This is a genomic window from Acidaminococcus hominis, assembly GCF_022484025.1.
GTDB classification, from domain to species: Bacteria; Bacillota; Negativicutes; order Acidaminococcales; family Acidaminococcaceae; genus Acidaminococcus; species Acidaminococcus hominis.
Window position 1 is genome coordinate 1,394,263 of the sequence record NZ_JAKVMG010000001.1, and the last position, 12,515, is coordinate 1,406,777.

12 protein-coding genes are annotated in these 12,515 nt (G+C 54.4%); all 12 read right to left on the reverse strand.

The window, feature by feature from the left end; all coding sequences use genetic code 11:
• Positions 1-143: 143 nt before the first annotated feature.
• Positions 144-1,277, reverse strand: a complete 1,134-nt coding sequence (locus tag LKE88_RS06120; RefSeq protein WP_105326064.1) for an acyl-CoA dehydrogenase family protein — start codon at positions 1,275-1,277, stop codon at positions 144-146.
• 58 nt (positions 1,278-1,335) lie between these two features.
• Positions 1,336-1,713 (reverse strand): PaaI family thioesterase, encoded by a 378-nt coding sequence (locus tag LKE88_RS06125; protein ID WP_233547573.1) that lies wholly within the window; start codon positions 1,711-1,713, stop codon positions 1,336-1,338.
• 112 nt (positions 1,714-1,825) lie between these two features.
• Positions 1,826-2,410: a 3D domain-containing protein gene (locus tag LKE88_RS06130; RefSeq protein WP_105326066.1), complete on the reverse strand. Its 585-nt coding sequence runs from the start codon at positions 2,408-2,410 to the stop codon at positions 1,826-1,828.
• A 31-nt stretch (positions 2,411-2,441) separates the two neighbouring features.
• Positions 2,442-4,346: a type I glutamate--ammonia ligase gene (locus LKE88_RS06135; protein WP_118287024.1), complete on the reverse strand. Its 1,905-nt coding sequence runs from the start codon at positions 4,344-4,346 to the stop codon at positions 2,442-2,444.
• A gap of 343 nt (positions 4,347-4,689) precedes the next feature.
• Complete coding sequence (locus LKE88_RS06140; protein ID WP_105326067.1) at positions 4,690-5,025, reverse strand: DUF3870 domain-containing protein; 336 nt, start codon at positions 5,023-5,025, stop codon at positions 4,690-4,692.
• 3 nt (positions 5,026-5,028) lie between these two features.
• Entirely contained in the window at positions 5,029-5,826 is a 798-nt protein-coding gene (locus LKE88_RS06145) for a serine hydrolase (RefSeq protein WP_105326068.1), read from the reverse strand.
• A 13-nt stretch (positions 5,827-5,839) separates the two neighbouring features.
• Positions 5,840-7,021, reverse strand: a complete 1,182-nt coding sequence (locus tag LKE88_RS06150; protein WP_105326069.1) for a DUF819 family protein — start codon at positions 7,019-7,021, stop codon at positions 5,840-5,842.
• Positions 7,022-7,048: 27 nt separating this feature from the next.
• Complete coding sequence (locus LKE88_RS06155; RefSeq protein ID WP_105326070.1) at positions 7,049-8,143, reverse strand: dipeptide epimerase; 1,095 nt, start codon at positions 8,141-8,143, stop codon at positions 7,049-7,051.
• 39 nt (positions 8,144-8,182) lie between these two features.
• Positions 8,183-9,562, reverse strand: coding sequence for a dipeptidase PepV (gene pepV / locus LKE88_RS06160; RefSeq protein ID WP_105326071.1), 1,380 nt, complete (start codon positions 9,560-9,562; stop codon positions 8,183-8,185).
• 350 nt (positions 9,563-9,912) lie between these two features.
• Positions 9,913-10,296: a C-GCAxxG-C-C family protein gene (locus LKE88_RS06165; RefSeq protein ID WP_105326072.1), complete on the reverse strand. Its 384-nt coding sequence runs from the start codon at positions 10,294-10,296 to the stop codon at positions 9,913-9,915.
• A gap of 123 nt (positions 10,297-10,419) precedes the next feature.
• Positions 10,420-11,958, reverse strand: coding sequence for an AbgT family transporter (locus LKE88_RS06170; RefSeq protein WP_105326073.1), 1,539 nt, complete (start codon positions 11,956-11,958; stop codon positions 10,420-10,422).
• An 81-nt stretch (positions 11,959-12,039) separates the two neighbouring features.
• On the reverse strand, positions 12,040-12,510 hold the full coding sequence (locus tag LKE88_RS06175; RefSeq protein ID WP_105326074.1) for a hypothetical protein: 471 nt from the start codon (positions 12,508-12,510) through the stop codon (positions 12,040-12,042).
• Between the last annotated feature and the right edge of the window lie 5 nt (positions 12,511-12,515).

Consider the following 12,515-nt stretch of genomic DNA (forward strand, 5'->3'; position numbering starts at 1 on the left):
CAGGTCAGGACCTGCACGCAGACAGGCCTTGCCCATTTTTTAACGGAAAAGCAGCCATCAATTATAATTTTTACTTTTCCATTTCTGACGCCATTCCAACCCACTCCAGCGGGCGGCAGCCGTCAAAACGGGATACATTATATTTAGTACAAAATCTTGTTGGCAATAACCATCCGTTGGATTTGGTTGGTGCCTTCGTAGATTTGCAGAATCTTGGCATCACGCATTTTCTTTTCCATGGGATAGTCTTTCATGTAGCCGTAACCACCCATAACCTGCAGGGCATCGGTAGCCACTTCCATGGCCACATCGGAGGCAAAGCATTTGCTCATGGCAGCTTCCTTGCCAAATTCCACGCCCTGGTCACGCATCCAGCAGGCTTTCTGCACCATCAGACGGGCAGTTTCTACCTTCATGGCCATATCGGCAATCATTGCCTGTACCATTTGGAAGGAAGCGATGGGCTGGCCAAACTGTCTTCTTTCCCGTGCGTAGTGGGCAGCCAGATCCAGGCAGGACTGGGCCAGACCTACAGCAACGGAGGCTACGAAAGGACGGGCGGAATCCAGGGTTTCCATGGCAATGCAAAAGCCTTGGCCTTCCCGGCCTACCCGCATGGATTCAGGAACGATAACGTCTTCCAGAATCAATTCGCAGGTGTTGGAGGGACGAATGCCCATTTTATCTTCTTTGCGGCCTACGCTGAAGCCCGGAGTGCCTTTGGGAACGATAAAGCAGGTCAGTCCGCGGATACCGCCGGATTTCCGGGTATTGGCGAACACCAGGTAGCTGTCGGCAATGCCGCCGTTGGTGATGAACACCTTTTGGCCGTTCAGGACATAGTGGTCCCCGTCTTTAACGGCTTTGGTGGCTACTGCGCCTGCATCGGAACCGGCACCCGGTTCGGTCAGGGCAAAAGCAGCCAGCTTGCCTGCGTTCAGCAGGTCGCATTGGTATTTTTTCTGTTCTTCATTGCCAGCAATCAAAATGGGATAAGAGGCCAGAGCATTGGCAGCAATGGAAGTAGCCACACCGGCGCAGCCCTTGCCCAGTTCTTCATAAATCATGGCAATGGTAATGCTGTCCAGTCCCGGGCCGCCGTATTCTTCCGGGACTACCAAGTTCAGCAGTCCCATATCACCGGCGATTTTGAAAATTTCCGGTCTAGCGTGGTTTTCCCGATCCATTTCTTCCGTATAAGGAACAATTTCCTTATCAACGAAGTCTTTGACTATGGACTTTAATTCTAATTGCTCTTCGTTTAACGCGAAATCCATAAGAGAGCCTCCTGTTTTATGGCGTAGCCTAGTATTTTAGTTGTTAATCTTCATTATTTTACCACTGATTGGGTATTTCGTCAAAATGCCCCACCACAAACATGGTGCCCGTTACATCCACCATTTTTTTGCCCTCGGGGTCGAAGATTTCAACCCGGCAAACCAGGGTGGAACGGCCTTTATGTTCCAGATGTGCCTTGGCAATAATTTTTTCCTTGGCAGAGGTGTTGCTGATAAAGTTGATGGAGGAAGAAAGGGTAACTACCTTGTCCCCAATGCTGTAGCCCACTGCCCCCATGGCCGTATCCGCCAGGGTAAAGAGGGCTCCACCATGGACCACGCCATACCGGTTCCCGTGCTTGGCCGGGTCCACCGCCATGCTCAGCTCGCAGCGGCCGCATTCCACTTTTTCCAGTTTCACATCTGCCAATTTCATAAATGCATTTTCGTCAAATTTCTTTTCCATCCAACCTGGGATTTCTGCAGCAGTTAACAATTTCTTCACTCCTATCTCTGAATTTTCAATAATTTTGTTTCAAAAAATCAATTTACAGTATATACACGTGTACCCGCCGACGGCCCCATTGAAGCGCCTGTCCGCGGTTGGAAAATGCCAAATCTATTTTGTTGCCCTTGATGGCGCTGCCGATATCGGCGGCAATCCCTTCCCCGTACCCCATCACATACATCCGGGTACCTAGAGGAATAATCAAGGGATCTACAGCAATAACGCCTTTTTGCATGGGAATGCCGGTATAGGTCACACCCGTTACGCCCGGGTCAGTGGGACTATAGCCCGTAGTTTCCATGGTCCAAAGTTTTCGGTAGTGGCCAAAACTCAGGCCGCTTTCCTTACTCATCAAATTGTAGACGGACCAAGTAACAGCTCCTGTCTGCTGTTTTTTGTGTTTGCGTTGGAAGGTCTTAACGGCATTCATTGTATCGGTCCCAAACTCTCCATCTATCTCGCCCTGGTATATATCCAGCTTGGACAACATAGCTTGTACTTCTTCCACTTTGCGGCCCTTAGCACCCAAGACCGCCACCGGTGGAACGGCAGCGGCCTGAGCAGTCAGGGACAGACTGAGGAGAAGCAGGAGCGTCAGCAGGAGACCTGTGGTCTTATGGTGCACGCTTGGCAGCCTCCTTTTCTAGCAGTCTAACTTACAGAATGTTTTCTGCGTAATCCTTATACAGTTTTTCCAATTCTTCCATTTTCTTGTCCATAGCCAGCTGCAAATCGGAAGCCTTGTCATAGTCGCCTTCGGTCAGGGCTTTGGACAATTGGGTGAACATGGATACGTTGGTATCGGTGTTCTTGGCAATGATAACCCGCAGTTCCTGGACTCTCTGCCACATACCGTCATCCCAGGCAGTGCTGCCTTCGGTGGTTTCGTGCAGGGGTTTCATGCTGGCAATTCTGTTTCTGTAATCCGGAATGATGTGGGTCAGCAGTTCGGTCTTCCATCTGATCAAAGCGCCTTCCTCGAAGGATTTCAGATACAGCGGTTTCAGAATATCGCCTTGGGTCAGCACGGCTACCTTTTCCGGATAAGCATCAAAGGCTTTCATGTTTTCCCAAACGGTTGCAGGCGGTTTGCCAAAGTATTGATCCCGTTCTTCCGGGGTAAAGTCTTCGAACACATCGTCTTCAGAACGATAGGCTCTGTCTTTTTCCAGGTAGAAGCCTTCTTCCCCAGCAGTCTTGGACAGTTCCTTTTCCAGTTCCTTGGTGGACTTGCCGGAAGCCAGGGCAGCCTTGATGCCGTCCAGGGCAGCCAGGTAGAAGCCAGCCAGGGCCAGGTAGGTGTTGGTGAAGGGGTTGGGAGCACGCATTTCCACACGGGTAGCCTTGGGATTGTCGATATCCCGGATCAGGCCGGCCAGGATGGTTCTGTTACGGGAAGGAACATCCGGAGCCTTGCCGATGGAGGTTACGATGCAGATAGGAGCTTCAAAGCCAGGTCTCAGTCGTTTGAAAGCATCGGTGGTGCAGGAAACGATGGGGTTCAGCACTTCGTAGTTCTTCAAAAGACCCATCAGGGCGCCAAAGCCGATGGCGGACAGGAAGTCAGCCTTCATATCGGAGGGGCTCATGATATTCACGAATTTGCCGTCCTTCAGGATGGCGCCGAAACCAACGTGGGTGTGTTCGCCGCTGCCGGCAACGCCCACAATGGGTTTGGCCAGGAAGGATACTTCCAGGCCGTTAGCACGGAAGATTTCCTTAACCAGGGTACGTACCAGAATTTCGTTATCGGCGCATTGCAGGCCGGTGGAGAATTTCCAGTCGATTTCCAGCTGTTCGTTAACGTGGGTCATGTTGCCGTTGGCATCCAGTTGACCTCTTACGCCGCCCACTTCTTTGTGGCCCATTTCCGGTTCCAGGCCATAGTAGCCCAGCACTTCAACGGCTTGTTCCAAAGCGGTACGCACGTTGCCGCGGGTACGGGCCCAGTATTGTTCCTGCATGATCTGGGAGGAAGACAGGGCAGTTTTGTCCACGTCTTCGGTAGGAGTCTTGACCCAGAATTCCAATTCGGTAGCGCTGGTAAAGGTTACCTTTTCTACGTCCTTGGGATCAAAGGCCAGACCAGGAACCGTGCCGGCAGCCAGCATGGCTTTGTGGATTTCGCTGGAAACGTATTCCAGGGATTTTTTCAGCAGGTAACGGGAATCCACGAATTCACCGTTGTGCAGCAGGAAGCAAGGTACACGCAGGGTGCCCACCAGTTTGCCGGTTTCAGCATCCACGTGTTCAATATTGTAGTCAACGAACCAGTTTACGGACAGGTCAGCAACCATATCTACACGGGCATCGTTCAGGGAAGCAACGCCGGGCAGTACTACGGAAGAACCGTCGGTTTGGGCCGTATGGCTGTACAGCATGGTTTCCATATCATCCAGCAGCAGGGAAATAGGCACCTTTTCATCCGTATCGTTGCCGGCAAAGTCAATGCCCATGAAAGATACGAATTTGATTTCAGGATGATTATTCAGCAGAATACGCAAAGTTTCCGGTGTCAATTCACTGGGTTTAATCACATAAAGCAGGTCGTCTTGATACATGTTGGTTTTATACATGTTTGATTTCCCCTTTCCCTCTTTGGCCCATTGGCTAGCATGCTCAGATTCATTTGAGCGGGTTGAACGGGTGGTCCCGTCCTTTGTTATTTTCTTTTAAGTACTTCTGAATTACATGGCTTATTATAGCACACCGCTTTTCATTAAGCTAGTAAGAAAAGCAATTTTTTCGAACTTTTTTCTTTCTGATTTTCTCTATGTTCGTAAATTCTTGTCTATTTCCTGAATTTGTCGGTGTTTCAGAGTCATTTGTCCTTCTAAAAATGAATTTTCCGAACAATACATGGTTTCCCATGGCTAACTATTCCCGTCTTCCGCCGTCAGCTCTTCACTTTCCCTGGGCCTGGCGGTAATGGGCCAGGGCATCCCGGTAGGCGGCCAGGATGGCCCTGCTGGAAGAACCGTAGTACCGGTCCTGTATTTCTGCCTCCAGGAAGGCTGCATCTTTTTCCAGAAAATGGTGCATAAATATGTTTTTCACGAATTTCCGGGTCAGCTCCAGGGTGGCGTTGCAGTCCACATCCAGGATTTCCCCGGTACCGGCCGCTACCTCAAAGGCCAGGTAGAAGGTCCCGTAGATCCGGGTAATGGCGTTGTCCGAGGTGGTCCGGGCTTCCCCGGTAAAGTACAGGGTGCGCTGCTTTGGCGCCGGTTTTTCTGCCATGGTCTAGGCCTCCCCTTCCGTAATGTGGTCATAGACCAGTTTGCCAAGGGTGCCCAGGGTCCGCTTGCCCGTCAGGCTGTCCGGTTGCTGCTGGGTCAGGACGGCCAGAATATAGGGATGGTCCGGCAGGAGAAAAATGCCGCAGTCATTTTCCACGCCCTTGAGGTCCCCGCATTTGTGGGCCAGGGGCACGTCTTCCGGCAGGTACCGCTGGAGCCGGTCCCCCTGCTGCTGCCGCTTGAGCATTTCCAGCATGGTTTTGCTTGCGTGGGGACTTACCAGAGTGCCTTCGTAGATGCCCCGGAGAAGAAGCACCAGGTCGTCGGCGCAGGTCCAGTTATCCCGGCCGGCGTCCCGGGCTGCGCTGTCCATCATTTTCCGGCCCAGGTGGGTAGCGGTGAGCCCCAGGTCCTCTCCCAGCTGGTTCACCTTGTCCATGCCCACCCGGTCAAGGAGCAGGTTTGCCGCCTCGTTGTCGCTAACGATGATCATCAGGGTACAGAGCTCTTTCAGGGTAAAGGTATGGCCGGACAGGAGTTCCTTCAGGATACCGTCCCCGCCGGTGCGTTTTTCGGCAGTCAGGGTCACCCCTTCCGCCAGAGACAGGCTGCCTTCTTCCGCCTGACGAAAAACTTCTGCCAATACCAGCAGCTTAATGGTACTGGCAGACAAAACGGCACAGCTTCCCCCAACAGAGAAGCCGTGCCGCAATTTTTCGTCGTAGAAGCTAAGGGTAACCTGACCGCTGCTGTTTTGGCACAGGGCTTCCAAAGAAGCCTGCCACTTGGTTTGCTGGTTCAAGTTTCCTTCCTCCTTAGGACATCATTTTTAAAACATAACCGCAGAACAGACCGGCAAAGTTCCCGATGGCGGCCCCCAAAATGCCCATAAGCACGCCGATGCCTGCATAGGAAGCATCATAGGCAGAAGCCACAATGGGAGCAGACGCTGCCCCGCCGATATTGGCCAGGGAAGCGGTGGAAACCATGCACAGATCCCAATGGAAGAGCTTGGACAGGCCAAACATCAGCACCACGTGAACCACCAGGATAAAGAAGCCGTACACCACCCACATGGGAGCGGCCAGCAGGTCCAGCACCGAAGCGGTGGAAGCCAAAAGGGAAACCACGGCGTACAGGTACACGCTGGACAGTTCTTCCACGGCGGGCACCTTGCCCAGCGGGGTCATGGCGCAGATCAGGCCCAACACCGTCACAAACAGGGTGGTCATGGTGCCTTTATCAAACATGGCAAGGCCCACACTCTTTAAAAGGGTGTTCAGGTTGGCGCCCACGGTTTGGGAAAGAGCAGAAACCAGCAGGGACACGCCAATCAGGAAAATCCAGTCGGCAGAGGTGGCCTTCTTCTTTTCCTTGGCGACTTCGGCAGCGGCAGCATCGGCCACAGCCTGGAGCTTGGAGGTGTCCGCCTGGGTGGCGGCGTTCCAGCGATTGGCATAGCGCACCCCCAGGAGCAGCAGGGCAATCCACACGGAATAGCACACGGTATCCAGGGCCAGGGCGCAGCTGTAGGCGCCGGCGTCCACCGGCAGGGCTGCCTGCATGGCCGCCATATTGGCGGAACCGCCCACCCAGGAAGCGTACAGGGCCGCTACCGCACCCCAGGTATCATTGCCCAGGAAGCCTTTAAAAATCGGATAGCCTACAATAAAACCCACAAACAGGGTCACCGAGCAGCCCAGGAAGATGGCTACCATCCGGCCGCCCAGTTTGGCCAGCTTCCGGAAGTCGCAGCGCAGCAGCATAACAAAGATCATGGCGTACAGCAGGTTGTTCTTCAGCGCTTTGTAGGCTTCAGAAACGCCCTTGGAATTGTACAGGCCCATGGTGCAGAAGATCATGTTCAGCACGTAGATCCAGACCAGGGGAGGAACAATGGAGAAAATCTTCCACTTGGAATATTTTTCCAGGGCCAGCAAGGCGCCGGCCAGAAACATCAGAAAGGCAATATACGTAAAACCACTGGTGATTACCATACAAATTCCCCCTTTTTCACACCCCTATTAGTCGTCCAGATACTGGATACCTTCAATGCCCCGGATGCCCAGACCCGGTTCATCAGCCACGGTAATTTCTTTTTCGTTAAATACGGCGCCGCCCAGCACCGGGTCCTCAGAGCACAGCACCGGCCCGTCCAGGTCCACCTTGGTGATAATTTGCCGGGCGCAGGCCAGATGCACGGCTGCGTTGACGCTGACCTTGGCTTCCAGCATACAGCCAATCATGCACTCCACCCCGCTGACCTCTGCCAGGGTGGCAATCTTCAGGGCATTGGTAAGCCCGCCGCATTTCATCAGTTTGATGTTGATCAGGTCCGCCGCCTGGAGCTGGACGATTTTCAGGGCATCTTCCACGGAGAAGACGCTTTCGTCAGCCAGGACAGGCACGTAGGACCGGTCAGTGACGTACTTCAAGCCTTCCAGGTCGTGGGCCTTTACCGGCTGTTCCACCAGCTCAATGTCCAGGCCCCGTTCCTGCATCTGGTTCAGCAGTTTCACTGCCTGCTTGGGAGACCAGGCCTGGTTGGCGTCAATGCGGATCCGGGGTTTGTCCCCCACCGCTGCCCGGATGGCGGAAAGCCGCTCCACGTCCAGGGACGGGTCGATGCCCACTTTTACCTTCAGGGTATCGTAGCCCCGCTCCACAGCGTTGACTGCGTCCCGGGCCATTTCTTCCGGGGGATTCACGCTGATGGTCAGGTCGGTGATAATCTGGTTCCGGCTGGCCCCCAGCATCCGGTACACGGGGATTCCGTATTTCTTGCCGTACAGGTCCCACAGAGCAATGTCCGCAGCCGCTTTGGCGCTGCTGTTTTTCACAATGCACTTCTGCACATCCCGGGTGAGATTCTCGAAATCCTCAACGTCCCGGCCCACCAGGGTCTTAATGATGTGGTCCTGGAAAGCGCCGATAATGGCCCCGGTGGTATCCCCGGTAATGGCTCCTGTGGGAGGCGCTTCCCCGTAGCCTACCTCGCCGGTATCGGTGTGGATTTCCACGATGATATCTTCCACGCTGTTGACTTGCCGCAGGGCGGTTTTAAAGGGCACCCGCAGCGGTACAGAAATACGGCCCAGCCGTACTTTGGTGATTTTCATATTTCTCTACCCCCTTTTGCAGAACTTGCTTGCTGTTTTTTATTTGGCCAGCCGATACAGGGTTTCCGCGTAAATCTTGGCGTTCAGCACCAATTTGTCGATTTCCCAGCATTCGTTGGGCAGATGTTCCCGCACGGTGTCCCCTGGGAAAATAGGACCAAAGGCTACAATGTGGGGGATGGATTTGGCGTAGGTGCCCCCGCCAATGCAGATGGTCTTGGGTTCAAAATCGGTCATTTCCCCGTACACGCCCAGCATGGTCTGGATGTAGTCGGTTTTGGGATCCACGTACAGGGCCTGCTTGTGGAATTCAGAAACTTTGGTGAAGCCGTTCTTCCGGAATTTATTGTCCAGCTGGGGAGCGCATTCGGCGTAGGTATGGGTTACCGGGTAACGGTAGTTGATTTTCACCGTCAGGCCCTTGTCGTCCCCATCAATGACACCCAGGTTAAAGGACAGCCGGCCAGAGGCATTGTCCCGCAGGTCGATGCCCATGGAAACCCCGTGAACCTCCAGGCCAATCTTTTCGCCCAGGAAGTTCATCACCTGGTGCAGTTCACCAATCAGGGGCAGCCGGGACAGGGATAGCAGCAGCCGGCCAATGGCGTTTTCGCCCTTTTCCGGAGAGGCGCCGTGGGCCTGTACGCCCTGGGCGGTGATAACCAGGCCCGGTTCTTTTAATTCATAGGTCACCTTGGGATCCAGGTGGCCAAAGCTTTCAATGACTTGTTTGCCCAGTTCCGGGGTGCAGGACAGCTCGGCCACAGCCAAGGCCGGCACTACGTTATAGGCAGAACCCCCGTGAATTTTCACCAGTTTCAGGGGACCGTACTGCTGATAGCCCACCTGGTATTCCACGTTGATGATGCCTTTTTCCCCGTTGATGACCGGGTATTCCCCATCGGGCGTAAAGCCGCAGACAGGCACTTCCCCGCCTTTTTCCAGGTAATGGACCATATCCTGGCTGCCAGTTTCTTCGTTGGTGCCAAAGAGGATACGGATCCGGCGCTTCAGGGGCAGACCGCTTTCCTTCAGGGCCTTCAGGGCATACAGGGCGGAAGTGGTGGGGCCTTTGTCGTCCAGGGCGCCCCGGCCGTACACATTGCCGTCAGCCACCCGGCCGCTGAAGGGATCTTCGTCCCAGCCGTCACCGGCGGGTACCACGTCCAAATGGCCCAGCACCGCTACCATTTCCTTGCCGGTGCCGTATTCGCACCAGCCCATATAGTTGTCCACGTTTTGGGTCTTGAAGCCCATTTTTTCCGCTTCGCCCAGCATAAATTCCAGGGCCTTGGCGGGGCCTTCCCCAAAGGGTTTGCCGGGAGCGGCCTCACCTTGCACGCTGTTGATCTGTACTGCCTTGGACAGCGTTTCCACCATTTCCTCTTTGTTTTTGTCTACCAGTTCTGCCAATTCCATTGTGCGGTCTCCCCTTCACTGTGAAACTCGCTGCTGCATGAAAAAAGCCCAGCAAAAAATACGGGTTTCCCCTCCATTTCCTGCTGGGTCTCCAGATGCTTCCTGCGCTATTGGCCATAGCCCACACACCAAGAAACAGCAACGGTTCTATACTATAGTATTAGTTTACTCTCCTGTTTCTTGCTCTGTCAACGCACTTTTCCATTTTCGTTACATTTTTTCCCTACAGCGCTCTCAAACAAGGATTATTGTGTATCGATTGAACACTTGCAGCCAAAAAGCCCCGCCTGCCTTCTCCCAACGGAGTGCAGAACGGGGCTTCTTTTCTTGCGATACAGTTGTGCAGGCGCTTACAGGCGTTCTTCGATAGCCACTACGGCAGCCCGGATGCAGTCGTCGCAGGGACACAGGACTTTGCCCGTGCCTACGCCTTTCAGGTCACAGCAGGCAGTGGCACCGGTTTCAGCCTTAAATTCATCTACTACGTCCTTCATGATGAATTTGGTGGGCTTGTCCGTATGGTTCAGCAGGCCCATAACAATGCCTGCGCCTACCAAAGCGCCGCAGGTAGCTTCCAAGCCGCCCATGCCGGAACCGAACCCGGAACCCAGGGCTTTCAGTTCTTCAGCGGACTTGCCGATTTCATCCTGGAAGGCCAGGAGAACGGCTTGGGCACAGTTGTTGGCAGTATGTTTGTAATTGACAGCCATTTCGGCTTTTTTACTGGTTTTCATTGTGGTAAGACTCCCCTCTATATGGTGCCTATCATTATAGACGCTTTGCCCCTAAAGCACAAGCAGGACGGAGAAAAGTTCCCCGTCCTGCCGCAAATACGCTTTTGTTGGTTAACACAAGTCTTACAGAATGCCAGGGGGCAGCGCCGTGCCTACGCCCGGCCCAATGGGAACGCCCAGCGCCATCCAGGCAATCATAAAGAGGATCCAGATGAACTGCAGAATCACGGCCAAGGGAATCAGGTTGGAAATAAAGGTCCCCACGGTTACGTTGGGATCGTATTTTTCCTGGGCCACGCTGAGCATCATCCACAGATAGGGCATCATGGGGGTGAAGCTGTTGCCCGGGGAGTCCCCCAGCCGGTACAGCAGCTGGGCAAAGCCCGGATGGTAGCCCAGCAGCATGAACATGGGCACAAAAATGGGAGCGAAAATAGCCCATTTGGCAGAACCCGAGGACATGAAAATATTAACGAAGGCGCACACCAGCACAAAGGTCACGCACAGGGGAATGCCCGTAAAGCCGGCGCTTTTCAGGAAATCCGCTCCGGAAATGGCCAGCAGGGTACCCAGATGGGTCCAGTTGAACAACCCCTGGAACTGGCCGCAGAAGAAGCAGAACACCACGTAGGAACCCATGGCTGCCATCTGCTTGACCATGGCGTTGTTGATGCTGCGGACATCCTTGAATTTCCCTACCGTAATGCCGTAGGCAATCCCTGCCAGGCTCATGAGCCCAAAGAGAATGGGAATCATGCCCTTCAGCAGCAGGGAACCCACCAGGGAACCGTTCTTGGACAGCACGCCGCTGAAAAAGCCGGCCGCAATAAGGGCACAATAGGCCAGAGTCACCAGCCCGGCGTTGCGCATCCCCCGTTTTTCTTCCTGGGTAACTTCCTGAACCCCTTCCAGGTCCTTGGCTTCGTACTTGCCAAAGCGGGGTTCCACCAGCACCTTGGAGAAATAGCCCAACACCCAGGAAACCAGGAAGGTGGATACAAACATAAAATACCAGTTGCAGGTCACGTCCACCACAAAGGAGCTGTTGCCCAAAAAGGCTTCAATGGCCTGGTTGGTCATGCCCTGAAGCAGGGAATCCGTCCCGGCAATCAGCAGGTTGGCGGTAAAGCCGGCGTTGGAGCCGGCGTAGCCCACAATCATGCCCACCAGGGGATTCTTCCCCACCCCGATGTACACCAGGGCTGCCAGAGGCGGAATCACCACCGCTGCCGTATCGGAGGCGATGTTGCCCATAACCCCAACAAACGCCACCAGATAGGGTACAATGCCGGGCGGCACGTTGTGCATGCTCCGGCGCAGCAGGCTGATGAGCAGCCCGGATTCCTCACAAAAGCCAATGGCCAGGGTCATGGTGATCACAAGGCCCAGGGGCGCAAAGCCCGAGAAGTTGCTGACCAAATGGGTCAAAAGCCAGTTTACCCCGTCCTTGGAAAACAGGTTCTGGGACATGACCAGCTTCCCGGTTGCAGGGTTTTCCAGGGCCACTCCGGAAGCCGTAAGACCTGCGCCAATCAGTGCGGTAATCAAAAACAAAATGCAAAACAGGATGGCCGGCGGGGGCAGCTTGGCACAAACCCGCTCCACTCCATTCAAAAACCGGTCCACCCAAGGGGTCTTGGGTGACGCTTTTCCTTCTGCCATACCCCATTCCTCTTTTCCCTGTAGATTTGCACTGCCGTGCTGCGTTACAAATTATGGTGTAACCGTTTTTTACTACTGCTCCTAAAAATGCTTTCCTTGTTCCTCATCCCAGCTTTCCAAGGACCGGGGTTTGCCAAGGACCATCGCCCAGGCCATACCCTGGCGCAGGCCGCCGGCCAGCAGAGGATTCTGCGGTTTGGGTGCCTGGGGAGCTGCGTCCGCCAGGGGCACCTCCGGGGTTAAATCCCGGATCTCGTCCTTCAGGTCTTCCTTTAGGGGCTGGATCGTGGGCTTTAGGTCCTCCACCTGCTCCTGCACCGTAGGCGTTACCCGGTGGCCTAAAGGCTCCGTGGCCGCAGCTTCTTCACAGGTAAAGGTACCGGGCTGGGCCGGCTGCCGCTTCACCGGCTGGGGCCCCTTGGGGAAACTGAGCTTGGGCAGCTTAGGCAGCTGCACGCCGCTTCCCGGCTTCTTGGGAGGCCGTTTTCTGGTCCACTGCCCCAAAATCAGAAACCCAATCCAGAGCAGCACAATAATCAGGCCGCTGTCCATAGGCG